The organism is Desulfoferula mesophila, from assembly GCF_037076455.1.
Classification (GTDB): Bacteria; Desulfobacterota; Desulfarculia; order Desulfarculales; family Desulfarculaceae; genus Desulfoferula; species Desulfoferula mesophila.
The window spans coordinates 4,350,212-4,371,783 of sequence record NZ_AP028679.1 but is presented as its reverse complement, the minus strand read 5'-3'; the positions used below and the strand labels follow the sequence as shown (position 1 = coordinate 4,371,783).

The following is a 21,572-nucleotide window of genomic DNA, read 5'->3' as shown; positions in this document are numbered from 1 at the left end:
CTATAGCTTCAACCCGGTAAGCTCGCTGGCCCACTGTAAAAAGCCGGGGCGCTTCTCTTGTTGGGCCATGGCTTCCAGGGCGGCGATGGTGTTGGCGCCGGATTTCCAGGAATGGATGGGCTTGAGGTTTTTGCGCCGCACGTAGGCGGTGGGCAGAAGGAAGTTCAAATCGCCCTGCACCGGCTGGAAATAGAGGAACCCCTCCTTGACCGTGACGGGCATGGATATGCCCCGCTCGCGCAGGGTGCCCAGGGCCACGGCGGGGTGGGGGTAGTGATTGATGTTCTTGTTGAGGTAGACGATCTCGGAATGGTCGATGCCCTTGAGCTGGAAGGACTCGATCATCACGTTGCGCTTCAGGGCCGGGTCCCAGAAACAGGCCCCGCCCTTTTGCGGGTTTTCCGGGTGGTTGGTCACCACCTCCATGACCATGCGCGCCCCCTGCTCGCCCAGCTTGAGCGCGGTGGCCAGTCCGGTCATGTCCAGGGACTGGCTCAGGTAGTCCAGGTCCTCGATGTTGAAGGAGATTTTGTCTTCCATCTGGCTCAGGAAATCGCGGAAGGTGAGCCAGGCCAGACGCTCCTTGTCGCCGTTTTCGTTGCGGTAGACCTGGCCGTCCATGGTGGTCTGCATCAGCATGTGGCCGTGATTGTGCAGCCGCCGGGGCGAGGAGTTGTCGTAAAACCATCCCTGGGGGCCCAGGTCGAAGCCGTGGAAGGATTTCTGCACCATGAAGAAGACCTTGGCCGGATCGAAGCCGTAATATCCGGCTTCCATGAAGTCCAGCTCCACGCTGGTGACCGAGGCCTCGTTGACGATGACCAAAAGGGGCTGCTTTTTGAGCACCTGGGCCGGGTCGCGCCCGAAGTCACCGGCCAGGTTGCTGAGATCCCAGGCCAGCTGCAGCATGTGGCGGCGGCCCAGGCTCATGGAGCTGAGCTCCAGAGGGTCCACCGGCCAGGACTCCTGCCCGGTGAGCCGGCGCATCGTCTCTCCGTCCAGGTCCAGGCGGGGGTTGAGCAGGTACTTGGTGCCCAGACCCAGGCGGGTGGCCTCCCCGGCGCAGGTGTGCTCCAGGAGGACCTTGCCGTCCAACAGGGCCAGGGCGGCGCGCTCGATGTCCCGGGGGCTGATGCTTTCCTCGTCACTGACAAAGATGTCGCGGGGCTCTTCCAGGCCTTCCAGGCGGGTGTAGGCGTTCAGTTCGTCTTCGGCTTGGGCCACCGCTTCCAGGCTGGCAAAGCCCTTGAGGCGAGCTTGGGCCAGCTCCAGGCAGGAGTTGATATATCCCGTGAAATCGGTGACATCCAGTGGCTGGGGTTTGCTGGGGTCGAGCATGGCTCCCATATTTGGCTTGGGGTTAGGGGTCTGGGGCCGCCGCGGGCGATCCCCCGGCGGGCCTAGACCATATATAGCACATGCCCGGCCCCTCCCCCAAGCCCCGCTCCGGCCGCCCGGTCGCGGGGGGCTGGGAGCCAAAAAAAGCGGGGCCCGGTGGGGCCCCGCCTGGGGTTGGTTCTGAGGGAGGGTTAGGCCTCGATGGCCCGGCGGTCGTCCATGCCCACCAGCACCCGCTCCTTGTCCTTGTCCAGGCCCAGGGCGGCGCGCTTCTTCTCGATGTGGGCGATCATCTTGGCGGCCATGTCGTGGGGGTCCACCGCGAAGTCCCACTTGCCCATGCCCTGCTTCTCCAGGTCCTCGAACATCAGCTTGTAGAACTTGGTCTGCTCCACGATGGGGAAGGTGACTCCGAAGATGGTGTACACGCCTGAGGCCACGAAGTACTGGCCGATGGCGATGGCCTTCTCGCTCATCCACTCCGGCGCGGCGCCGGCCACGGGCAGGTCGGCGATGGAATCGCCCAGGCCGCCGGCGGCCACCATGTTGCACACCGCGGTGAGGATGCGGCTGTTGTCCACGCAGGCGCCCAGGCCCAGCACCGGGGGCATGCCCACGGTCTCGCAGACCTCGGCCAGGCCCGGCCCGGCCAGGTGGGCCGCCTCGGGGGTCAAGAGCCCCGCCTTGGCCAGCGATATCTGGGAGCAGCCGGTCTGCACCACCAGGATGTCGTTCTTGATCAGCTCCTTGACCAGCTCCACGTGCACGTAGTCCTGCTTGACCCTGGGGTTGGTGCAGCCCACCACCCCGGCCACGCCGCGGATGCGCCCGTTGATGATGTTGTCGTTGAGCGGGGTGTAGCTGCCCCGGAAGGTGCCGCCCAGCATGTAGTTGATGTACTCATGGCTGAAGCCGAAGACGCCCTTGTCCTTGCGCTTGGGGATGTCGATGGGGGCGGTGCGGCCCGCATAGCGCTTGATGGCCATCTCCACCACCGTGTCGGTGCACTCGCGGGGGTAGTCCTCCTCGAACTCGATGTGGGGCACGCCCTCGATGTGGGCCCTGGGGTTGGTGGTGAACAGCTTGGTGCCGTAGCAGTCGGCCACCTTGGCCAGGCCCTGCTTGATGCACTGCACGTCCACGGCCATGGCGTCCACCGCGCCGGTTACCAGGATGGCCTCGGTGCTCATGAAGTTGCCCGCGTGGGGCACGCCCCGGCGCGAGAGCATCTCCAAGCCGGAGCAGCACATGCCCACCAGGTTGATGCCCTTGGCCCCCGAGGCCTGGGCCTTGGCGATCAGCTCGGGGTCGTTCACCGAGGCCAGCATGGAGTCGAACAGGTTGGGCTCGTGGCCGTGGATGATGATGTTGACCTCGTCCTCCTTGAGCACGCCCATGTTCACCTCGCCCACCACGGGGTAGGGGGTGCCGAAGAGCATGTCGCCGATTTCGGTGGCCACCATGGAGCCGCCCCAGCCGTCGGCCAAGGCGGTGCGGTTGATCTGCTTGATGAGGTTGGTGTGGTCCTGGTCCATGCCCATGTGGGTGCGGGTGGTGATCTCCATGATCTCGCGCATGGCGCCCCGGGGCACCACCCCGGCTTCGCGCCACATCTCCTGGGTCTTCTTGGGGGCGCGCTTGATGAAGGGCAGCTCGCCCTCGATCTGGGTGTAGGTCTTTTCCATCTCGGCGCACAGGTCGCGGGCGATGTCCAACACCTCGCGATCCTCGGTGGCGATGCCCAACTCGCCGGCCACCTGGATGAGCTTCTCGGTGTCGCTGATCTCGTAGTCCTTGATGTGTCCGCTCACCACGCCCTTGAACAGGTTGAGCATCTCCATGCCATGGTCGGTGTGGGAGGCGGTGCCCGAGGCCACCATGCGGGCAAAGTTGCGCGACTGGATGGTGTCGATGGTGGCTCCGCATACCCCGACCTTGGAGTAGGGGTCCTTGGCGTTGAGACGGCAGGGGCCCATGGCGCAGTGCTTACAGCAGGCGCTCTTTTCCCCGATGGGGCAGGCCTTCATGTTGGCCGCCCGGTCAAAGGCGGTTTCCACGCCGTCGCGATGAGCCTTGGCCAACATCTTTTGGGTGGTTTCACAGATGGTGACGTCGGCCGGGTTCAGGCTGTTCAGGTCTTGCAGCTTGTCGCTTTTGCTCATAACACGTCCTTTTTCTAGGAGGTGGGGCGGAAGCTCGAAGGCCTCCACAGCCGGTTTCATACCGGTATTATCCTACTTTAAAAGTATAGTTATGAAAGTTGCGTTATGCCAACGAGTTAGGCGCTTTTTTCTGTCCCCAAAGGGCCGTCCGAATTAGAGGCTAATGATAACAATTCCTTACAAGGGGTAGAAAATAAATAGGCGGCTCAGGCCAGGGGGCCGCTTAGCCAGCAAAAGGGGTCGCGCTGGGTAGAAACGTCCCGGCCCGCGCCGTGGGCCACGGCCAGGCAGCCACCGCACACCGCCCGCAGGCGGCAGGGGGCGCAGGCCTCGGGGGCCCGCCGATAGCGGCGGGCCGCCTCGCCGTCGTAGATCTCGCCCAGGCCCTGCTGATAGAGATCGCCCACCGGGGAGGGCAGTTTGCGGCAGGCGTGCACCTGGCCGTCGGGCAGCAGGGCCAGGAAGTTGAAGGCCGCGCCGCAGCCGAAGCCGGTGCAGCCGCCGAAAAGAGGCAGGCCCTCTTGTTCGTAATGAAGGTTGAGCAGGTTGTCCTTGAGGCCCAATACGGGGTTCTCGGCCGCCTCGGCGGCGTAGTCGGCCAAAAAGCGGCGGAAGTCATCCGGGTCGGCCATGGCCAGGGCCGCCCCGGAGCCCACTGGGGCCAGGCGGTTGAAGTTGAACTGGTCCACCTTGCCCCGAAGCAGGCGGGCCAGGGGAATCACCTGGTCCAGGTTGTCCCGGCTCAGGGTGAGCATGACCATGGAGCGTACGCCCGCCTCCCTGAGCAGATCCAGGAAGGCGCTGGTGCGCAGGAAGTGGCCCCGGCCCCGGATGTAGTCGTTGTGCGGCTCCAGGCCCTCAAGGCTCACCTGGTAAAAGGCTGGCGGTGCGATGTCCAGGATTTCCGCCAGCTTGGCCTCGCCGCAGGGGTTGCCCAGGATGGCCACCCCCAGGCCGCGCTCCACCGCCGCCCCATAGAGGGTCAAAAAGTCGGGGTGCAGCAGGGGGTTGCCCCCGGAGAACGACACCTGGCCCCGCACCCGCCGCGCGGCGCAAAAGGCGGCCAACTGGTCCAGCACCTGGAGGCCCCGGGCCAGGTCCACCGGCGGTCGGTCCGAGCGGTCGTAGCAGTGGCGGCAGTTGAGGTCGCAGGCCTGGGTGATGTGCCATTGCAGGGTGAACCAGTCGGCGCGCAAAAACTCGTCCGAGACTGCCGGCCCGGCCTGGGGGGCGGCGCGGGCCAGCAGCGAGGGCGGCCGCAGCAGCAGGCCCTCCTTGGCCGCCAAATCCAGGGCGTCCAGCACCACCGTGGGCGGCGACCCGGCCTGGCGGGCGGTTTCCAAGGGGTCCAGGCCCTCGGCCGCCACCTTGAGGGCCAGCAGCCGGGGCTGTTCCATTTCGGCCAGGCGTACCTCGCCCCCCGGCGCGCGCCAGGCCCCCACGTAGACCGGTTGCGAGGCCGCCTGGGGCTCGGGCGCGTCCTGCGCCGCCAGGCGCTCCGGCAGGCCGCGCCAGGCCACCTCTTCCACCACCAGGGTGGGGTTCAGGCCGAGGCTCTGGCCGGGCCGGGGCGGCTCGGCCGCCGCGGCCCGCGCGCGGGCGCGGCGCAGGCGCTCCAGGTCGCTTTGGTATGGCTCGCTGGGTGACATGCTGGGCATTGTAACTCAAAAAACGGCGCGCCGATGGCCAGGGCCGCCGGCGCGCCGCGGGGGCAGGAAAGGTTCTACTTGGCGCCGCCGGGCGCCTGCTTCATCTGGTCCTGGGCCTGCTTGGCCGCGTCGCCCTTCATCTTGTCCGTCTGCTGCTGGGCCGCGTCCTTGGCGGCCTGTTCCGCCTGTTGCTTGGTTTGGTCGGCGGTTTGCTCCGCCTGCTGTTTGGCCTGGTCGGCGCTCACGGCGCCGCTCTTGCCGCTTCATCCGCTGGCGGCCCCGGCCACCAGGCCGGTGCCCGCCACCAGGCCGGTAACGCACAGCCCGGCCAGGATTTTCTTGAGCTTTTGGTTGTCCAAGGCATGCCTCCCTTTGCTTCAAACCGCTCCGAACGGAGCGGCGTTTAAAACCGTGCTTCAGGCCCAGCCCCCGCCCAAGTCCTGGGAGGGGGCCGCCTCACTCAGTCCTGGGCGGGTTTGGCCGGGGCCTTTTGGGCCTCGCCCCCGCCTTGAGGCTGTTCCTTCTTTTGGTCGGCACCACCGGTGCCGCCGTTGCCGCTTCAGCTGGAACAGCCGGCCAGGCCAGCGCCTCCCGCCAGGGCGGCGATGCACAGCCCGGCCAAGAATTTCTTCAGGGTTTGCTTGTCCACCTTCGACCTCCGGAGATATGGGTCGGCGGTCAAACGCGCCAACTAGTTATCGGCCGCGCCGATTAAATACAGGCGATGCGATCGTCAATATATATTCTGAACGGGATTCGGCGGGAGAGTCAAGCGGGCGCGGCAAGAGATGCCCGGCCATGGCCGGAGCAAGGAAAGGATCGCGATCCGCCGGGCGGGCCGGGGATCAGGCCAGGTGCAGCTTGCGGGCCTCGCGCGACAGGTCTTCGCGGTGGTCGGGGTGGGCCAGGCCGATGATGGCCTGAGCCCGCTGCTTGGTGGACATGCCCTTGAGGTTGGCCACCCCGTGCTCGGTGACCAGGTAGTGGGCGTCCATGCGCGGGGTGGTCACCGCCGCGCCCAGCTCCAGGCGGGGCACCACCCGGCTGATCTTGCCGCCGCGGGCCGTGGAGCGGAAGGCCAGGATGGACTTGCCGCCGGGCGAGTCGTAGGCCCCGCGCACGAAGTCCAGCTGCCCGCCGGTGCCGCTGATCTGGTGCCCGGCCAAAAACTCGGCGTTGCACTGGCCGGTGAGGTCCACCTGGATCAGGCTGTTGATGGAGATCATGCGCCGGTTTTGGGCGATGACCTGGGGGTGGTTGACGTAGGACACCGGGAAGGAGGCCATGGAGGGGTTGTTGTGCATGAAGGCCAGCATGTCGGCGTCGCCCTGGGCCACGGTGTACACGTGCAGATAGGGGTGCAGGCTCTTGCGGTGCCCGTTGATGACCCCCTTCTGGATCAGCCTGGCCATGGCCGGGCCGAACACCTCGGTGTGCACCCCCAGGTCCTTGTGGTCCATCAGGTAGTCGGCCACCGCGCCGGGCAGGCTGCCCACCCCTAGTTGCAGGGTGGCCCCGTTGGGCACCAGCTCGGCCACCTTTTGGCCGATCACGCAGTCCTCCGGCAGGGCCGGGCCGTCCATGAAGGGCCGGACCGGCACGTGGTTTTCCACGATAAGGGCCACCTCGGAGATGTGCACCAGGCTCTGGCCGAAGACCCGGGGCATGTTGCGGTTCACCTCCACGATGAGCTTGCCGGCCTTGCGGGCGGCGGTGGAGGTGAAGTCGTTGGCCGTGCCCAGGCTGAAAAAGCCGTGGGTGTCCATGGCCGACACCGTGGTGACGCACACGTCCAGGGGCGGGCCGTCGCTGATGAGCCGGGGCACCTGGTGGAAGTGGCAGGGGATGAAATCCTCCACGCCTTCGTCCACCAGGTCACGGTCGCAGGCGCTGACGAACCAGGTGTAGGCCTTCACCGCGTTGCACAGCTCCGGGGCCAGGATGCTCTCGCAGGCGGTCTTGGTGGGCAGCAGGGAATAGACGGTAAGCTCGCTCAGCCCGCCGGCGGCCACCCGCGCCGCGATGGCGCCCAAGAGCGCGGGGGGCTCGGCCATGGTCAGGCCGTGGATCAGGGCGCCGCCCTCGGGCACCGCTTCGGCGGCCTCCTCGGGGCTGACCAGCTTGCGTCGATATTCCTCGGTGTACATGGGCTCCTCGCGGGCTTGAGTGGGCGCGGTTTTGGCGGGCATTGTAGCACGGCCCCGGCCAGGCGGGAACCGGCCTCAGTCTCCGGCGGCGAGGCCCAGGGCGGCGGCCATCAGCCCGCACAGCCCGGTTAGTTCGGTTGGCTTGTCCTCCGGCTCGGGCAGCATCAGGGCCAACCCGCCCTGGGGGCGGTGGGTGCCCGTGAGGTGGCTCAGGCCGAATACCCCGGCCCGGTCCAGGCCGCCCCTGAGGCTGTAGCCCGGCGCGGGCTCGGCCACCAGGTCCGGGGCGTGGGCCGCCTGGGGGCCGTGGTACAGCTCCTGGCCCAAATGCACCCGGGCCACCGGGGCCTGGCTCTCCAGCCTGGGGCCGCCCGGCCCCTGGGTCAGGCGGGTGAAGCGCAGGGCCTTGAGCTTGCCCGCGATCTCCCCCAGCAGGCGCTGGGCCTCCGGGCCGGGGGTGAGGCTGCCGTCCGGGAAGCGCCCCGCCCAATGCAGATAGATGCGCCCCGGGTCCAGGGCCAGGGCCCTGGTGGCGGGCAGGATGCGCTCGTGGGGCGGGCTGCCCTCGATCACCAAATAGCCCTCGGCCATGAGCCATTGGTTCAAATACACCTCGCTGACGATGGGGCCGAAGGAGTGGTCCGCCGCCAGCATCAGGCCGATCTCGCCCGCCTCCACCTGGGGGCCGAAGCGGGCCCACAGGCGACCGATGTGTGTGTCCACCTGGCGGTAGATATCCAGGGCGGCGGGAGCCAGGGGGTGCTCCGGCTCCCACAGGGCGGGCCAGGCGAAGTGGTTTACCCGGTCGGTGTCGGTGATGACTCCCACCCACAAATCCCAGGGGTCGTCCCAGGTCTGCTCGAACAGCTCCAGGCGCACCGCCAGGGCCCGGGACACGTCGGCCAGCAGGGCCGCCGGGTCGTGGCGTCCGGTGTCCAACTCGGCCTCGGGGCGGTAGCCCATGGCCATCAGGCGGGGCAGCAGGGAGGGCGGGTGCACCCCCCGGGCCAGGTCCAAAGTGACGAAGCCGCTGACCATGGAGCCCCGGAGCGGCGCGGCGGGGTAGGTTAGGGGTACGTTGAGGACCACCGAGGTGAGTCCGGCGCGGTCGGCCAGCTCCCAGAGGCGCGGGGCGCGCACCATGGTGGAATCGCAGGGGGTGATGCGGTAGGAGCCCTTCACCGGCGCGGCGAAGCCGTAGATGCCGTGGCCGCCCGGCCCCTGGCCGCTGAACAGGCTGGTCCAGCACACCGGCGAGACCTCGGGCAGGGGGCTGGCCGTGGCCCAGGCCCCCGCCCGCTCCAACAGCCGACCCAGGTGGGGCATGATCCCGCGCCCCGCCAGGGAGGCGGCCAGGTCCAGACCCACTCCGTCCAGGCCCAGGAAGATCAGTCTTCCTGGGACCAACGTTCCTGCGCCTGGCGGAAGATGTCCCAGCCGCTGCTGGTGCCCAGGCGGGTGGCTCCGGCCTCCAACAGGGCCAGGGCGCTGTCCAGGCTCTTGATGCCCCCGGCGGCCTTGATGCCCAGGCCGCCGCCGTTGTCGGCCAACAGGGCCACATCGGCCAGCGTGGCCGGGCCGAAGTAGCCGGAGCCGGTCTTGAGGAAGGCCGCGCCGCAAAGGGCCAGGGCCTGGGCCGCCTGGGCGCTGGCCTCGGGGCCCAGCTCATTGGTCTCCAGGATCACCTTGAGGCGGACCGGGGCGATGGCCTGGGCGATCTGGGCGGCCTCGTCCACCGCCCGGCCCAGGGCCCCGCCCAGGGCCAGACCCCGGTTGAGCACCATGTCCAGTTCGGTGGCCCCGGCCTCGGCCAGCTCGTTGGCCTCGGCCAGCTTGGTGGCCAGGCTCTGGGTGCCCAGGGGGAAGCCCACCACGCTGCACACCGCCACGCCGCTGTCCTTGAGCCCCTCCACGGCCAGGGGCACCATCCAGGGCGAGACGCAGGCGGCCACGCAGCCCATCTCCCGGCACTGCTCCAGGTGGGCCTCCAGCTCCTTTTCCCCGGCCTCGGGGGAGAGCAGGGTGTGCTCGATCACCCCGGCCAGGGCCGCCGCGCTGTCCAGACCGGGGGGCTCCTCTCCGGCCAGCGCCTCCAAGAGGGCCTCGGCCCGCTCCAGCTCCGCCTCCTCCACGTAGAACACGCCGTAGCCCTTTTGGCTCACATAGAGCCCGTCATAGGCGGTGTCCTGAAAGGTGCGCAAACGAAAGTCGACGCCTTCGGCGATCAGCGCCTGCTCCCAGACGTCGGCCTGGAAACGGTTGTCCACTGCTTTTAGTTTGACCATGGCCATGGAGGGCTCCTTGTTTACCGGTTTCGCCGGGCGTCCGGGGGCGGCGTTGCTTGGTCTAGCGTCGTTGGCGCCAGGCCCAGGTCTCGGCCATGCCCCGGGCCAGGTCGTAGTCGGGCCGCCAGCCCAGCTCCCGGGCCGCCTTGGCGCAGTCCAGGGCGCTGTAGCGGATGTCCCCGGCCCGGGCCGGGCCCATATGGTGGGCCATCTCCCGGCCCGCGGCTTTTTTTACCGCCTCCCAAATGGTCAGGGTGTCGCTGGCCACCCCGGTGCCGATGTTGTAGACGCCTTGTCCCCGCTCCAGGGCGGCCAGGTTGGCCCGCACCACGTCGCCCACGAAGGTGTAGTCGCGCTTCATGCCGCCGGGCAGGTCTTCGGGGCTGTAGATGGTGGGCTCGTGGCCGTCCACCAGGCAGTCCATGAAGATGGCCACCACCCCGGCCTCGGCGTGGGGGATCTGGCGGGGTCCGTAGACGTTGGCGTAGCGCAGCACCACCGAGCTAAGGCCGTGCTGGGCGGCGTAGTAATCCAGGTACAGCTCGCCGGAGAGCTTGGCCACCGCGTAGGGGCTCATGGGCCGGGCCGGGAAGGACTCGTCCACCGGGGCGCCCTCCATCTCGCCGTACACCGCGCCCCCGCTGCTGACGAAGATGAAGCGCTCCAGCTTGGCCCGGCACCCCGCCTCCAGCAGGTTCAATAGGCCCATGACGTTGCTGTGGGCGTCGTCAACCGGGTCGGCCACCGAGGCGGGCACCGAGATCTGGGCCGCGTGGTGGTTGATGAGCCCGAAGCCGCCCCGGGCCACCAGCTCCGCCGCCTGGGGCGAGGCGATGTCCGCCCGCACGAATTCGGCCTCGGGCGGCAGGTTTTCCTGCTTGCCGGTGGAAAGGTCGTCCAGGATCGTCACCCGATGTCCGGCCTGGAGGTAGGCCTGGGCCACTTGGCTGCCGATGAAGCCCGCCCCGCCGGTGACCAGAATTTTCATGCGCCTTCTCCTCGTTGCACGATGCTCTAGGGCCGATTTTACCATAGGAGCGCCGCGCCGCCGGGCGGCGGCGTTTTTGCGAGGCCCTTCCCTGGGCCGCGCCCCTTGGCGCCCTTATAACAGGCAACATGAGCGAGCGGCAAACAACCTTGGTCTTGGTGGACCCCGACGAGCGCCAGGCCCTCAGCCTGGGCGGCGCGGTGTTTTACTATCGCCGCCTGTCCCTGGGGGCCCTGGCCGCCATCGAGCGTCAACAGCTCTGCCTGCTGCCCGCCGACCAGGGCCGGGGACCCCGCCCCTGGCTGCCCCCCCAGGCCCTGGAAGCGGCCCTGGCCGCCCACGCGCTGGTGGGCTGGGAAGGGGTGTCGGGGCCGGAGGGCGAGCCGGTTCCCTACAGCCCCGCCGCCGCCCTGCGCCTGCCCGTCGCCGTCCGCCGCCGCCTGGTGCGGCGGGCCCAAAGTCCCCAATTTCAGCCCGGAGAGAAAACATGAGCCAGGGCGTGCAGATCATCGACCCCGAGGAACGCTTCGACCTCACGGTGGACGGCTCCACCTTCAGCCTGCGCCGCGTCGACTCGGCCACCATGGTGGCCATGGAGCGCCGCTGCCGGGGCCAGGAGGGGGTGCTCAACGACGAGGTGCTGGACTACGTGCTGCAACAGTGGAGCGAGGTGAGCAGCCCCCTGGGCGGGGCGGCGGTGCCCTGCACCCGGGAAAACAAGCTGCGCCTGCCCGCGGCGGTCAAGCTCAAGATTTTGGCCGCGGCCCAGGGCCTGAGGGCCGAGGGCCAAGCCCCGGCCTAGCCAAGCCATCAAAGCGGCGCCGTCCGGGGCGGGCGTAAACCCCTCCCCCGCGCCCCGGTCCCCGGATGGCGCCGCCCCCTTGCTCCCCGTTTATTATTTCGGGCGGAAGCCTGTTCTCATGTGAAAGATATGCGTAAAATTATAATTATAGAAAGGGGTTGGAGGACAACCTCTTCGGCCTTAACCGCAGTTGGGAGGGCAAAATGGCAGGTTCAGGGAATCCGAAAACCGTCAATGGAATCAACATAGACCAATTATTCGCGACCATCGAGCAAATCAAGGGCAACGCCGAAATCGCCAAGTTCAAGTTCAGGGCCAAGAACCAGTGGGTCGGCGGCACGCACAGCCAGGCCACGGTCAAGGACTTCTACGGCGCTCTGCAGGAGGACGACGCGCGGGACGCGGTGGTCTTCCACTTGGACGAGCCCCCCATCCTCCTGGGTACCAACGCTGGGACCAATCCCGTGGAATACCTCCTGGTCGCCTTGTCCGGCTGCCTGACCACCTCCATGGTGGCGCACGCCTCGGCCAAGGGTATTGAGATCAGGGGGGTGCAATCCAGGTATGAAGGGGACATCGACCTGCGCGGTTTCCTGGGGATATCCGAGGAAGTCCCGGTGGGCTACCAGGCCATCAGGGTGTTTTTCAAGATTGACGCCGACGTAAGCGAGGCCCAAAAGGAGGAGATGATCCAGACCGCCCAGAAATACTCGCCGGTGTTCAACACCATCACCCGCTCGGCCCCGGTGAAGGTGGAGTTGGACAGGGCCTAGCCCCGGATGGACTGATGTTCACCACCAAGAGCTGAGTCACCTCCCCCGCGCCCCGGTCCCCGGACGGCGCCGCCCCTTGCTCCCCGAGCGGCGCTGGGCCATAGTTAAAGGCGTCATCTAGGGAGCGGAGCATGAACCCCCAACTGGGCAAGCTGTTGGTGATCCTGGGCCTGGCCCTCGCCGGGCTGGGGGCGCTGTTGTGGCTGGGCCCCAAGCTGGGCATCTTCAGCTGGCTGGGCAAGCTGCCCGGCGACTTTTCCTGGCGGGGCAAGAACTTCTCCTTCTACTTTCCCCTGGGCACCAGCATCCTCATCAGCCTGCTGCTCACCCTGATCTTCTGGCTTTTCCGGCGCTAGGCGCGGGCCGGGGTTGTAGCCTTGGCTACAGACTTAGGGCTCCCGGCGTGGCATCATTTTAGCTGGAGCCAAAGCCAACCCGAGACGGCGAGGGGTCATGAGTTCTTGTTTGTGTCAGAAATTGGCCGGGGACGGCATGGAGCTGAGCCCGGTCTGCCTGGGCAGCCTGTGGGTCTTCGCCAACCTGACCCCGCCGGAGATGGAGGCCCTGACCCAGGCGGCCCAGCGCCGCCGCTACGCCAAGGGGGAGACGATCTTCGCCCAGGGCGAGGCGGCCCGGCGCATGTTCCTCATCAAGGCCGGGCGGGTCAAGCTGTGCAAGGTCACCCTGGAGGGCAACGAGCTCATCCTGGACATCCGGGGCGGCGGGGATTTCCTGGGCGAGGGCATGCTCACCGTTGAGGAGGAGTTCCCCTTGAGCGCGGTGTGCCTGGAGGAAACCCTGACCTGCGGCTTCACCCGCGAGGGCTTCGAGAACCTGGTGCTTGAGCACCCCAACATCGGCCTGCAGGTGATCCGCAACCTGAGCGCGCGCATCGACAGCCTCACCCAGCGGGTGGGCAGCATGTCGGCCACCCACCTGGAGGAGCGCCTGCACCAGGTGCTGTGGCAGGTGGCCCGGGAGCACGGCCGCCCGGCCAAGGAGGGCCGGGAGCTGGCCATGCCCTTCACCCACGAGGAACTCAGCTTCCTGGTGGGGGCCCACCGGGTGAGCATCACCCGGGCCATGAAGGCCCTGCGCGAGGCGGGCGCGGTGGTGCAGCGGGGCAAAAACCTGGTGGTGGCTCCGGCCTGATTCCCCTTACAGATCGAAGGTGGCCAGCATCTCCGGCAGGGAACGCCGTTGGCTGCGGAAGGCGTTTACCGGGGCCTGGGGGTCGGGATGGCCCAGGGCCACGCCGATGACCAGCTCCTGATCCTCGGGAATGGGCACCACCGCCCGCACCTGGTCGGGATAGCGGGCCAGGGCGGCCAGGATCACGGTGCCCAGGCCCAGGCTGGCCGCGGCCAGGCACAGGCCGTGGGTAAAGGCCCCGGCGTCGAACAGGGCGTAGCCGGTCTGGCCCCGGGGCACGGTGACGAACAGCAGGCAGGGCGCGCCGAAGCCACCGAAGTTGTTGGCGTAGTGGGCGGCGCGCTTGTCGGCGTCGTCCCGGGTGATGCCCAACACCTTGAACAGGGCGCGGCCCAGGTCCTTGTAGCGGGCGCTCATGTCGTCGGCGAAGCTCATGGGCATGGCGATGTCCGGCTCCTGGGGCCGCTCGGCGCGCATGGCCTCCACCAGGCGGCGGCGGATTTCCTTGGCCTTGTCGCCGCCCACGGCGGTAAGCTTCCAGGGCTGGGTGTTGCCCCAGGAAGGGGCCTTGGCCGCCAGGGCGGCTATCTGGGCCACCTGGTCGGCGGTTACCGGGGCGTCGCTGAAACTCCGGCAGGAATGACGGCTCTCCACCACTTGCTGATAATCCATGCTCACTTCTCCTTGGGGGCGTGTCGGTTCATAAAGCGCCGCACCCGCACGGCGAACTCCGGGTCGTCCGCCGCGCTCACCACGCCTTGGCGCTCCAGCTCCAGATGGGGGGCCAGGCCGCCGCGCACCGCCCGGCCCAGCAGGCGCTTGGTGGCGGCCAGGGCCTGGGCCGGGCCCTCGGCCAGGCGCTGGGCCAGCTCGTGGGCTTTGGCCAGGGCCGCGCCGGGCGGGGCCAGGTGGGTCACCAGGCCCAGCTCATGGGCCCGCGCGGGGGTCATGGCGTCTCCCAGCATGAACAGCTCGGCGGCCAGGGCGGGGCCGAAAAGATGGGCGAAGTGGTAGGTGCCGCCCGCGCCGGGCACCAGGCCCACCTTGACGAAGCCGGGCACCAGCCGGGCGTCCTCGGCGGCCACGGCCAGATCCCCGGCGGCCATCCAGCTCAGGCCCGCGCCGGAGGAGGCCCCCTCCACCGCGCAGATGAGCGGCTGGGGCAGGGCGGTGATGGCCAGCGCCACCCGGATGACGTACTGCAGGTAGTTGGCGAAAATCTCGCCCGCCCCCTGGCCGGGGTGCTCTTCCAAAAAGGCGGCCGCCCGCTTGAGGTTGCCCCCTCCGCTGAAGTTGCCCCCCGCCCCGGTGAGGATCACCACTCGGGCCTCGGGATCCCGGGCCAGGCCCTCCAGGGTGCGGGCCAGGCGGGGGCCCATCTCGTCGTCCATGCCGTTCAAGGTGACCGGGTTGTCCATGGTCACGGTGACCACCGGTCCCCGGCGGTCCAGGCGCACATAGGCGGGGGTGCGGTTCATGGGGCTCCTTGCCTTCATGGTGAACGAGGCTCAAGCTTGCCACAGGCGGCGGCAGGGGGCAAGCCGCCCGGGTGCTCCGTCGCAACCAGCAAAGCCAAGCCAGACCGGCTATATTTTTACCAGATTATGTAGAGCGCCAGGACTTGACCATGCGTATGAGCATGAGGCGCTTTACTCGCCTAACTAACGGCTTTTCCAAGAAGTGGGAGAAACTTGCGGCTTAGGCGAGTCTGCATTTCATGCACTACAATTTCGCCCGCATTCATCGGACGCTTAGAGTAACCCCCGCTATGGAAGCGGGTATCAGTGGCCATGTTTGGGAGTTGGTGGAGATTGCTAAGTTGTTGGATCAGTAGTGGGTGGCTCTTGTATGGGTGGCTCTTGTAACGGTAACTGCCCCATTCTGGTGCTAATGTCTTGGAGTATGACCGTAATCGCATGAACGGCCAACATTAGGGCGCTTTCGGCATCGTCTAGGTCCCAGAACTCTTCCGGGTGGGATATTGGATTCCTATAATAATCTTTGATGTTGCGTAGCGTCCCTAATATTTTTTCGTCAACTTCAGCCGCCTTTAGGTGGTTAATGTGCTGCCCAAGATTATTGCTTTCTGCCTTTATGGCCAAGAGGGGGAAATACTCTTTTTTGATAATCGTTTCAATGGCGCGGAATATATGAAAACCAACGGCAGTAGGAATATCAAACGCAAGGCTCCTGGTGGCTTCTCGAATATCCTGAACAACTAAATCCCGGTTCCCCGCGTCTAAGGCACTAAGAGCCTCCGGGGATAAAATGCTTTCGCCCCGATTGATGAGTAGGGTCATGTCATAGGCGCGCTTGGGGGTGGTATAAAAAATATTGGCGCGTGGTAATTCGGTCGCCAAAACCGCTTGGAAATGCACGATTGAGTAAATAAGACGGTTGGCTTGATCTTCTGTCATTAGGTGGGGTTCAGGATGTTGTTCGTCAGCCTTGGGCAAGGCGCTTTCTATTTCTGCCAAAAGCCCCTTGGCAGATTCGGCACTAAGCGGGGGAGTTTGCTTATATGCCGAAAAAAACGCAAGTTGGCTACGCGCCTCCGCAAGCGCCGGGATAGCGAACATCATTTTTGATCCAGCAAAACATTGCGTTAGAAGCCTGCCAATCGCAGACCCTAGCCCATAGAGCGGCATCACGTTGACTTTTTCCATGATCTCCTCCCCCTTGCAATTCCCCCAGAATTACCATAGGAAAGAGTGCCCCTGGTGTCAATGTGCACTTCTGGCCGTCCTCTCATTCAAACTGACCCACTACCAGCCGACCGGCAGGGTGGGAAGGGGCGGGCTCCATGGGTTATATTTAAGGTTCAAGAACAAAAACCCCAACCGGCGCGCCCTAGAGCTTATGAGCGTTTTCGACCAAGTATTGGCCCTGCTGCAAGACCCGGACCCGCCCAGCCGCAACCGGCACTTCGCCCGTTTCGCCGGGCAGCGGGGCGGGCGGGTGCACCGGCTCTACCAGCTCTATCGCTCGCTGGCCCAGGAGGCCGCCCGCCTGGCCGCCCGGCCGGGGGCCGGGGTCAGCCTGCGCCACGAACGGGACGGCCTGTGGCTGGAGCTGCACGACCCCGACCTGTCCTATCGCCGCCGCTGCCTGGTGCCCCCCGAGCTGGGGCCCTATTTCAGCCAGCGCCTGGCCGAGCTGCGATGAGCCCGGCCCAAAACCCCGACGAACTGCTGCCCGTGGTGGATGAGGACGACCGCCAGGTGGGCGTGGCCCCCCGTGGGCGGGTGCACCGCGAGGGCCTGCTGCACCGGGCGGTGCACGTGCTGGTGTTCGACTCCGAGGGACGCCTGTGGCTGCAACGGCGCAGCGCGGCCAAGGACACCTACCCCGGCCTGTGGACTTCCTCGGCCAGCGGCCACGTGGACCCCGGCGAGGACTACGAAACGGCCGCCCGGCGGGAGCTGCAAGAGGAGCTGGGCCTCAGCCTGGTGCTGACCTATGTGGGCAAGGTGCCCGCCGGCCCGGCCACCCAGGGCGAGTTTTCCGGGGTGTTTAGCGCCCAAAGCGACAGGCAGCCCTTCCCCGACCCCGAGGAGATCGCCGAGATGGGGCTGTTCAGCCTGGACCAGGCCCGCGCCCTGGCCGCCGACCCCGCCCGGGCCTGCCCCTCCCTGGCGCCGGTCATGGGCCTGGCGGGGCTTATCTAGCCATCCTTGGATATGCGGGCTAAAAACGCCCCATGAACTGGGCGATGGCCTGGTTGGCCTCCCGGAACTTTTCCAACTGCAACATGTGGCTGCCGCCCTCGATGATCTTCAGCTCGGCGTCCGGTATGGCCTGGGCCATGGCCCGGCTCAGCTCGGGCGGGGTCATCTTGTCCCGCTCGCCCACCACGATCAGGGTGGGCAGGCCCAGCCCGGCCAAACGCTCGGTGCTGTCAAAGGCGTCGCAGGCGGACAAATCGCCGTGCAGCACCTGGGGATCGTTCTGGCCCATCTGCTCCACCCCCTGGCGCAGGATGGCGGGGTCCACCTCCTTGCTGTAGGCCCAGCCCACCATGGTGCGCACCGCGCTGGGGAAGTCCTGCAGTATGGCCGCCAGCAGGGCCGGGTTCACCGGCAGATGGGGCCCGGTGCTCATGAGGATGACCCCGCGCATCAGCTCGGGATGGGTCAGGGCCAGCTCCTGCACGATGGCCCCGCCCATGGAGTGGCCCAGCACCACCGGCCTCAGCGGACCGGCGGCCAGGAACTCGCCCACCCACTCGGCGTAGTCGCCCACCCTTCGCATGCCGGGGCCGGGGGTGGCGAAGTGGCCGGGCAGATCCAGGGCGGCCACGTTGATCTCCTTGAGGTTGCTCAGCTGGGGCAGAAAGGCCTCGCCCCGGCCGCCCGCCCCGTGGATGAGCAGCAGGCTGGGCCGGGCGGGATCGAAACCGCCGCGCCCCAGATAGAGGCCGATGTCGCGCCCGGCCAGGTGCTGTTGCCACATTTGCTTTGCCTCCCTTAGTTATCGCCGGGGTCGGCGCCGCCGGGGGGCGGGCCGCCCATCTTCTTGAGTTTTTGCACCAGGGTGGTGCGGTTGAGCCCCAACAGGGCGGCGGCCTGGGCCTTGACCCCGCCGCTCTGGGCCAGGGCCTGGGCGATGAGCCGCCGCTCCACTTGCCCCAGGGTCTCCTTCAGGTCCAGGCCGCCGGGGGGCAGCTCCGCCGGGGGCGGCGCCTCCGGGGCCAGGAGCCGCTCCCGGCCCAGGGAGGGGGGCAGGTCCTCGGGGCCGATCACCTCGCCCTCGGCCAGCACCACCAGGCGCTCCAGGAGGTTTTCCAACTCGCGCACGTTGCCCGGCCAGTCGTAGCGCAGCAGGCGCTCGGCCGCCTCGGGGTGCAGCGTCTTGGGCCCCAGGCCCTTCTCCCGGTGCAGGCGCTCCAAAAAGAAGCGGCCCAACAGGGGGATGTCGCTGCGCCGCTGGCGCAGGGGGGGCACGGTGATGGGCACCACGTTGAGGCGGTAGTAAAGGTCCTCGCGGAACTCGCCGGCGGCCACCTGGGCGGCCAGGTCCTGGTTGGTGGCGGCCACCACCCGAAGGTCCACCTGGATGGTGCGGGTGCCGCCCACCCGCTCGAAGGCGTGCTCCTGCAACACTCGGAGAATCTTCACCTGGAGATGGGGGGGCAGGTCGCCGATCTCGTCCAGAAAGATGGTGCCGCCCTGGGCCAGCTCGAAACGCCCCACCCGGCTGCGCACCGCCCCGGTAAAGGCCCCCCGCTCGTGGCCGAACAGCTCGCTCTCCAACAGCTCGCCGGGAATGGCCCCGCAGTTCACCGACACCAGGGGGGCGTCGCGCCGGGGCGAATGGTGGTGGATGGCCCGGGCCACCAGCTCCTTGCCCGTGCCGCTTTCGCCCAGGATGAGCACCGTGCTGTCGCTGGGGGCCACCTTGAGGATCAGGCGGAACACCTGCTGGATGGCCCTGCTTTGGCCCATCAGATGTTGCACGTCATAGGCGGGGGGCGCCGGACGGGCCTGGGCGGGGGGCCGCAGGCGGTGGTTGCGATGCTCCAGGGCCGCCTCCACCACGGCCCACAGCTCCTCGCGGTTTCGGGGGGTGGCCACGTAGTCGAAGGCCCCCCGGCGCAGGGCGGACACCGCCTCCCGGGCCTGGGGCCGGTCGCTGAACACGGTGACCACCGTGGCGGGAAAAAGCTGGGTAAAGCGCTCCAGCAGGGGAGCGACGGGCTCGCCGCCCAGGGGGTCGGACAGAAGGGCCAGGTCGAAATAGCTCTGGTCGGCCAGGGCCAGGGCCTCCTGGGCGCCGGCGGCCAGGCTCACTTCCACGTCGCGGCCTTGCAGCCACTTTTGCATGGCCCGGCCCCGGGCCTTGTCGCCGCTCACCTGCAACAGGGCTATGGGAGGGTTGGCGGCCATGGGTTTCCTTTACCGAATGGGGGTCGCGACGGCATTCATTGTCGGATATGGGGAGGCGTTTTACAAGGGCGGCCCCTTCCGGGCCCTTGCCTTGACAGACAACGATTCCTGCTTATCATTTATACCAATGACCAAGCGGAGGAAACGAAGTGCCCATCTATGAATACAAATGCGGTAAATGCGGCCATGAGTACGAGGCCCTAGTGATGGGCAGCCCCGATTCGGTGGAATGCCCCAAGTGCGGCTCCAAGAAAAAGGAGCGCCTGATGAGCTGCTTCAGCTCGGCGGGCAAGGGGCTGGACTCCCTGGCCGGGGCGGCGGCCTCCTCCAGCTCCGGCTGCGGCGGCTCGGGCTTTTCCTGAGCGGGCTAAACCCGTCGGCGCGGTTCGCGCCGAGAGCCCCCAATGCCCCCTCCCGCCGGGAGGGGGTTTTTTTATTGGAACAGCGCCCCGGCCCCGGACAGGGACAGGGCCAGGGAGAACACCACCGGGATGAGGTTGGCCACCAGCGACAGGCGCACCGGAGTGCGGTGGGCGGCGGCCAGGCCGTAGACCAGGATCACCAGGTTCCACACCGCGAAGCCGGCCAGGCCCGCCACGGGGATCACCGTGAGCAGCGCCGGCCCCTGGGCGTAACAAGCCACCCTGAGGGTGTCGCCCAGGTTCTTGCCCGCCGCGCCCAGGGCCATGAACATCACGTGGATGATGGCCGCGTTGAGCGGCATGAAGCCCAACAGCACCAGCCAGGGCACCGGCCCGGCCGGGGAGAGCCCCAGGGGCCACATGACCGCCATGGGCAGCAGGGTGCAGATCACCGCGAAGAGCGCGGCCCGGAGCAGGCCGCCGCGGCGCGCCTCGGCGAAGGCGGCATAGGGATGGCGGCACACCGCCCACCAGGTGGCGGGCAGGCCCCATAGGGGGCCTTGCAGGACTTCCCAGGCCAGGGGGCGGCGGGCGGTTTCCACGTCCTAGGCCCCGCCCAGGCTCAGACCGGCCAAAAGCATGCCCAGCAGGAAAAAGCCCACCATGGGCAGCACCACGCTCAGGATGGCGCTGCGCTTGTCCTGGCCCAGGCCCACGTTGAGCCCCACGGCCAGCACGTAGATGTTCCACAGCAGGTGGGCGAAGATGCCGATCATGGGCACCAATAGGGCGGCGGTGGTCACCTGGCTGTAGCACACCAGGCGCAGCACCAGGGGAAAGGGCGGGTAGGGGCCGTTCTTGGCCAGGATGCGCAGCGTCAGGTGCACCGCCCCGCTGTAGATGGGCAAAAAGATCGCCGCCTGAATGAACATGCCCATCAGGCCCAGCAGCAGCACCGATATGCCGCCGCCGGTTTCCTCCAGGCTCCAGGCGAAGATGAACAGGTAGCGGGCCAAAAAGACCAGCAGCCACATGCCCACCGCGAAGACGACCCAGCGGGGCCAAGAGGCCGCCGGCCGGGCGGAGAGGGCCCAGCGGGGCTTGGCCATGATGCCGTACATGGTGGCGAAAAAGGCCTTGGCCCCCGCGCCGGGGTTTTCCCAGGGCATCTGGATGGGCGGCGGGGCCTGGGGGCCTTGGGCTTGGTCGTAGGAGGTCTCAGGCAAACTTGGGCTTCCTTTTTTCAAAAAAGGCGGCGATGCCCTCGGCGAAGTCCGGCTGGTCGCTCAGGCGGCACAGGCCCTGGCGCTCGTTTTCCATCACCGTCTCCAGGTCGCCGAACAGGGCCTGGTTCAACAGAGCCTTGGTCTGGGCCAGGGCGGCGGCCGGTCCCTGGGCCAGGCGCTGGGCCAGGGCCAAGGCCTCGTCCAAGAGCGCCTCGGGCTCCACCACCCGGTTGACCAATCCCCAGGCCAGGGCGGTGGGGGCGTCGATGGCCTCCGAGAGCATGAAGAAGGCGCTGGCCCTTTGCAGGCCCAATACCCGGGTGAGCAGGGCGGTGCTGCCGCCGTCTGGGTTCACCGCGATGCGGATGTAGCCGGGATCGAAGCTGGCCTTGGTGCTGGCCACCACCAGGTCGCAGCCCAGGGCCCAGCCGAGGCCCCCGCCGCTGGCCACCCCGTTGAGGGCGCAGACCACCGGCTTGGGCAGGCGGCGCAGGGTGCTTATGGAGCGGTGCAAAATCGCGGCCAGCTCCGAGAAGAACAGGCTGATCTTCTCGCCGGCGGCCAGGGCCTTGGCCATCTCGCGCACGTTGCCCCCGCCGCTGAAGGCCGGGCCCGCCCCGGTGAGCACCACCGCGCGCACCGCCGGGTCGGCCCCCGCCTTTTCCAGGGCCAGGATAAGCTCGGGCCCGCTGGAGTAATCCAGGGGATTGAACATCTTGGGCTGGTTCAGGGTGATCTGGCGCACCGGACCGTGGTCCTGGACCAGCAGCGTTTCGTACTCGGCCATGCCATCTCCTCAAGCT

General features: G+C 67.5%; 25 protein-coding genes and 2 pseudogenes. 9 read left to right on the top strand and 18 right to left on the bottom strand.

What is annotated here, in order from left to right:
- From AACH32_RS20285 to AACH32_RS20240, 10 genes and pseudogenes are all read right to left on the bottom strand, one after another.
- Positions 1-1,338, bottom strand: a complete 1,338-nt coding sequence (locus tag AACH32_RS20285) for a hypothetical protein (protein ID WP_338603708.1) — start codon at positions 1,336-1,338, stop codon at positions 1-3.
- A 191-nt stretch (positions 1,339-1,529) separates the two neighbouring features.
- Entirely contained in the window at positions 1,530-3,500 is a 1,971-nt protein-coding gene (gene cooS, locus AACH32_RS20280; RefSeq protein WP_338603705.1) for an anaerobic carbon-monoxide dehydrogenase catalytic subunit, read from the bottom strand.
- Between the two features lie 206 nt (positions 3,501-3,706).
- Positions 3,707-5,158 (bottom strand): thio(seleno)oxazole modification radical SAM maturase SbtM, encoded by a 1,452-nt coding sequence (gene sbtM / locus AACH32_RS20275; protein WP_338603703.1) that lies wholly within the window; start codon positions 5,156-5,158, stop codon positions 3,707-3,709.
- Positions 5,159-5,223: 65 nt separating this feature from the next.
- Positions 5,224-5,394: a hypothetical protein gene (locus AACH32_RS20270; RefSeq protein WP_338603701.1), complete on the bottom strand. Its 171-nt coding sequence runs from the start codon at positions 5,392-5,394 to the stop codon at positions 5,224-5,226.
- A gap of 21 nt (positions 5,395-5,415) precedes the next feature.
- Positions 5,416-5,508, bottom strand: a pseudogene (sbtA, locus tag AACH32_RS20265) (SbtA family thio(seleno)oxazole RiPP natural product precursor); the annotation flags it as partial.
- Positions 5,509-5,708: 200 nt separating this feature from the next.
- Positions 5,709-5,798, bottom strand: a complete 90-nt coding sequence (gene sbtA, locus AACH32_RS20260; protein ID WP_338603698.1) for an SbtA family thio(seleno)oxazole RiPP natural product precursor — start codon at positions 5,796-5,798, stop codon at positions 5,709-5,711.
- Positions 5,799-5,994: 196 nt separating this feature from the next.
- Positions 5,995-7,338, bottom strand: coding sequence for an acetyl-CoA hydrolase/transferase family protein (locus tag AACH32_RS20255; RefSeq protein WP_338603695.1), 1,344 nt, complete (start codon positions 7,336-7,338; stop codon positions 5,995-5,997).
- Positions 7,339-7,371: 33 nt separating this feature from the next.
- Complete coding sequence (locus AACH32_RS20250) at positions 7,372-8,703, bottom strand: alkaline phosphatase family protein (protein WP_338603693.1); 1,332 nt, start codon at positions 8,701-8,703, stop codon at positions 7,372-7,374.
- Complete coding sequence (gene deoC, locus AACH32_RS20245) at positions 8,685-9,587, bottom strand: deoxyribose-phosphate aldolase (protein WP_338603690.1); 903 nt, start codon at positions 9,585-9,587, stop codon at positions 8,685-8,687. The genes AACH32_RS20250 and deoC overlap by 19 nt, the downstream gene beginning before the upstream one ends.
- A 55-nt stretch (positions 9,588-9,642) precedes the next feature.
- On the bottom strand, positions 9,643-10,569 hold the full coding sequence (locus AACH32_RS20240) for an NAD-dependent epimerase/dehydratase family protein (RefSeq protein WP_338603687.1): 927 nt from the start codon (positions 10,567-10,569) through the stop codon (positions 9,643-9,645).
- Between the two features lie 128 nt (positions 10,570-10,697).
- On the opposite strand from AACH32_RS20240, the gene AACH32_RS20235 reads away from it, so the two are divergent.
- The 5 genes from AACH32_RS20235 to AACH32_RS20215 all read left to right on the top strand — a co-directional run bounded on the left by AACH32_RS20235 (position 10,698) and on the right by AACH32_RS20215 (position 13,296).
- Positions 10,698-11,060: a hypothetical protein gene (locus AACH32_RS20235; RefSeq protein WP_338603685.1), complete on the top strand. Its 363-nt coding sequence runs from the start codon at positions 10,698-10,700 to the stop codon at positions 11,058-11,060.
- Positions 11,057-11,371, top strand: a complete 315-nt coding sequence (locus AACH32_RS20230) for a hypothetical protein (RefSeq protein WP_338603683.1) — start codon at positions 11,057-11,059, stop codon at positions 11,369-11,371. Before AACH32_RS20235 ends, AACH32_RS20230 begins: the two co-directional genes overlap by 4 nt.
- 203 nt (positions 11,372-11,574) lie before the next feature.
- Positions 11,575-12,144: an OsmC family protein gene (locus AACH32_RS20225; protein ID WP_338603680.1), complete on the top strand. Its 570-nt coding sequence runs from the start codon at positions 11,575-11,577 to the stop codon at positions 12,142-12,144.
- Positions 12,145-12,275: 131 nt separating this feature from the next.
- Complete coding sequence (locus AACH32_RS20220; protein ID WP_338603677.1) at positions 12,276-12,500, top strand: DUF2905 family protein; 225 nt, start codon at positions 12,276-12,278, stop codon at positions 12,498-12,500.
- A 97-nt stretch (positions 12,501-12,597) separates the two neighbouring features.
- Positions 12,598-13,296 (top strand): Crp/Fnr family transcriptional regulator, encoded by a 699-nt coding sequence (locus AACH32_RS20215; RefSeq protein ID WP_338603675.1) that lies wholly within the window; start codon positions 12,598-12,600, stop codon positions 13,294-13,296.
- A 6-nt stretch (positions 13,297-13,302) separates the two neighbouring features.
- Here AACH32_RS20215 and AACH32_RS20210 read toward each other — a convergent pair whose 3' ends face one another.
- Both AACH32_RS20210 and AACH32_RS20205 read right to left on the bottom strand, forming a co-directional pair.
- Positions 13,303-13,968, bottom strand: coding sequence for a nitroreductase (locus AACH32_RS20210; protein ID WP_338603672.1), 666 nt, complete (start codon positions 13,966-13,968; stop codon positions 13,303-13,305).
- A 2-nt stretch (positions 13,969-13,970) separates the two neighbouring features.
- Entirely contained in the window at positions 13,971-14,774 is an 804-nt protein-coding gene (locus tag AACH32_RS20205; protein WP_338603669.1) for an enoyl-CoA hydratase/isomerase family protein, read from the bottom strand.
- 128 nt (positions 14,775-14,902) lie between these two features.
- Here AACH32_RS20205 and AACH32_RS20200 point away from each other — a divergent pair.
- Positions 14,903-15,130, top strand: a pseudogene (locus AACH32_RS20200) (IS1 family transposase); the annotation flags it as partial.
- On the opposite strand, the gene AACH32_RS20195 reads toward AACH32_RS20200, so the two are convergent.
- A complete protein-coding gene (locus AACH32_RS20195; protein WP_338603666.1) occupies positions 15,111-15,962 on the bottom strand; it encodes a hypothetical protein in 852 nt (283 codons plus the stop codon). The pseudogene AACH32_RS20200 and the gene AACH32_RS20195 overlap by 20 nt on opposite strands.
- A gap of 193 nt (positions 15,963-16,155) precedes the next feature.
- Here AACH32_RS20195 and AACH32_RS20190 point away from each other — a divergent pair, with 193 nt between their 5' ends.
- Both AACH32_RS20190 and AACH32_RS20185 read left to right on the top strand, forming a co-directional pair.
- Complete coding sequence (locus tag AACH32_RS20190; protein ID WP_338603664.1) at positions 16,156-16,461, top strand: hypothetical protein; 306 nt, start codon at positions 16,156-16,158, stop codon at positions 16,459-16,461.
- On the top strand, positions 16,458-16,964 hold the full coding sequence (locus AACH32_RS20185) for an NUDIX hydrolase (RefSeq protein WP_338603662.1): 507 nt from the start codon (positions 16,458-16,460) through the stop codon (positions 16,962-16,964). Before AACH32_RS20190 ends, AACH32_RS20185 begins: the two co-directional genes overlap by 4 nt.
- Before the next feature lie 19 nt (positions 16,965-16,983).
- On the opposite strand, the gene AACH32_RS20180 is transcribed toward AACH32_RS20185, so the two are convergent.
- Together AACH32_RS20180 and AACH32_RS20175 are read right to left on the bottom strand one after the other, a co-directional pair.
- Positions 16,984-17,748, bottom strand: coding sequence for an alpha/beta fold hydrolase (locus AACH32_RS20180; RefSeq protein WP_338603660.1), 765 nt, complete (start codon positions 17,746-17,748; stop codon positions 16,984-16,986).
- A 14-nt stretch (positions 17,749-17,762) separates the two neighbouring features.
- Positions 17,763-19,181 (bottom strand): sigma-54 dependent transcriptional regulator, encoded by a 1,419-nt coding sequence (locus AACH32_RS20175; protein WP_338603656.1) that lies wholly within the window; start codon positions 19,179-19,181, stop codon positions 17,763-17,765.
- A gap of 149 nt (positions 19,182-19,330) precedes the next feature.
- Between AACH32_RS20175 and AACH32_RS20170 the strand changes: the two genes are divergently transcribed.
- Positions 19,331-19,543: an FmdB family zinc ribbon protein gene (locus AACH32_RS20170; RefSeq protein WP_338603654.1), complete on the top strand. Its 213-nt coding sequence runs from the start codon at positions 19,331-19,333 to the stop codon at positions 19,541-19,543.
- A 71-nt stretch (positions 19,544-19,614) separates the two neighbouring features.
- Here AACH32_RS20170 and AACH32_RS20165 read toward each other — a convergent pair whose 3' ends face one another.
- From AACH32_RS20165 to AACH32_RS20155, 3 genes are read right to left on the bottom strand one after another with little or no spacing between them, the layout of a single operon-like run.
- Entirely contained in the window at positions 19,615-20,145 is a 531-nt protein-coding gene (locus tag AACH32_RS20165) for a YIP1 family protein (protein WP_338603652.1), read from the bottom strand.
- Positions 20,146-20,148: 3 nt separating this feature from the next.
- Positions 20,149-20,769 (bottom strand): hypothetical protein, encoded by a 621-nt coding sequence (locus AACH32_RS20160; RefSeq protein ID WP_338603649.1) that lies wholly within the window; start codon positions 20,767-20,769, stop codon positions 20,149-20,151.
- A complete protein-coding gene (locus tag AACH32_RS20155; RefSeq protein ID WP_338603646.1) occupies positions 20,762-21,556 on the bottom strand; it encodes an enoyl-CoA hydratase/isomerase family protein in 795 nt (264 codons plus the stop codon). Before AACH32_RS20155 ends, AACH32_RS20160 begins: the two co-directional genes overlap by 8 nt.
- Positions 21,557-21,572 lie beyond the last annotated feature (16 nt).

Coding starts and splice junctions, on each gene's coding strand:
- AACH32_RS20215 (WP_338603675.1), top strand. CDS start 12,598: ATGAGTTCTTGTTTGTGTCAGAAATTGGCCGGGGACGGCATGGAGCTG.
- AACH32_RS20195 (WP_338603666.1), bottom strand. CDS start 15,962: ATGGAAAAAGTCAACGTGATGCCGCTCTATGGGCTAGGGTCTGCGATT.
- AACH32_RS20180 (WP_338603660.1), bottom strand. CDS start 17,748: ATGTGGCAACAGCACCTGGCCGGGCGCGACATCGGCCTCTATCTGGGG.
- AACH32_RS20225 (WP_338603680.1), top strand. CDS start 11,575: ATGGCAGGTTCAGGGAATCCGAAAACCGTCAATGGAATCAACATAGAC.
- AACH32_RS20285 (WP_338603708.1), bottom strand. CDS start 1,338: ATGCTCGACCCCAGCAAACCCCAGCCACTGGATGTCACCGATTTCACG.
- AACH32_RS20155 (WP_338603646.1), bottom strand. CDS start 21,556: ATGGCCGAGTACGAAACGCTGCTGGTCCAGGACCACGGTCCGGTGCGC.
- sbtM (WP_338603703.1), bottom strand. CDS start 5,158: ATGCCCAGCATGTCACCCAGCGAGCCATACCAAAGCGACCTGGAGCGC.
- AACH32_RS20240 (WP_338603687.1), bottom strand. CDS start 10,569: ATGAAAATTCTGGTCACCGGCGGGGCGGGCTTCATCGGCAGCCAAGTG.
- AACH32_RS20210 (WP_338603672.1), bottom strand. CDS start 13,968: ATGGATTATCAGCAAGTGGTGGAGAGCCGTCATTCCTGCCGGAGTTTC.
- cooS (WP_338603705.1), bottom strand. CDS start 3,500: ATGAGCAAAAGCGACAAGCTGCAAGACCTGAACAGCCTGAACCCGGCC.
- AACH32_RS20255 (WP_338603695.1), bottom strand. CDS start 7,338: ATGCCCGCCAAAACCGCGCCCACTCAAGCCCGCGAGGAGCCCATGTAC.
- deoC (WP_338603690.1), bottom strand. CDS start 9,587: ATGGCCATGGTCAAACTAAAAGCAGTGGACAACCGTTTCCAGGCCGAC.
- AACH32_RS20175 (WP_338603656.1), bottom strand. CDS start 19,181: ATGGCCGCCAACCCTCCCATAGCCCTGTTGCAGGTGAGCGGCGACAAG.
- AACH32_RS20185 (WP_338603662.1), top strand. CDS start 16,458: ATGAGCCCGGCCCAAAACCCCGACGAACTGCTGCCCGTGGTGGATGAG.
- AACH32_RS20220 (WP_338603677.1), top strand. CDS start 12,276: ATGAACCCCCAACTGGGCAAGCTGTTGGTGATCCTGGGCCTGGCCCTC.
- AACH32_RS20230 (WP_338603683.1), top strand. CDS start 11,057: ATGAGCCAGGGCGTGCAGATCATCGACCCCGAGGAACGCTTCGACCTC.
- AACH32_RS20205 (WP_338603669.1), bottom strand. CDS start 14,774: ATGAACCGCACCCCCGCCTATGTGCGCCTGGACCGCCGGGGACCGGTG.
- AACH32_RS20235 (WP_338603685.1), top strand. CDS start 10,698: ATGAGCGAGCGGCAAACAACCTTGGTCTTGGTGGACCCCGACGAGCGC.
- AACH32_RS20190 (WP_338603664.1), top strand. CDS start 16,156: ATGAGCGTTTTCGACCAAGTATTGGCCCTGCTGCAAGACCCGGACCCG.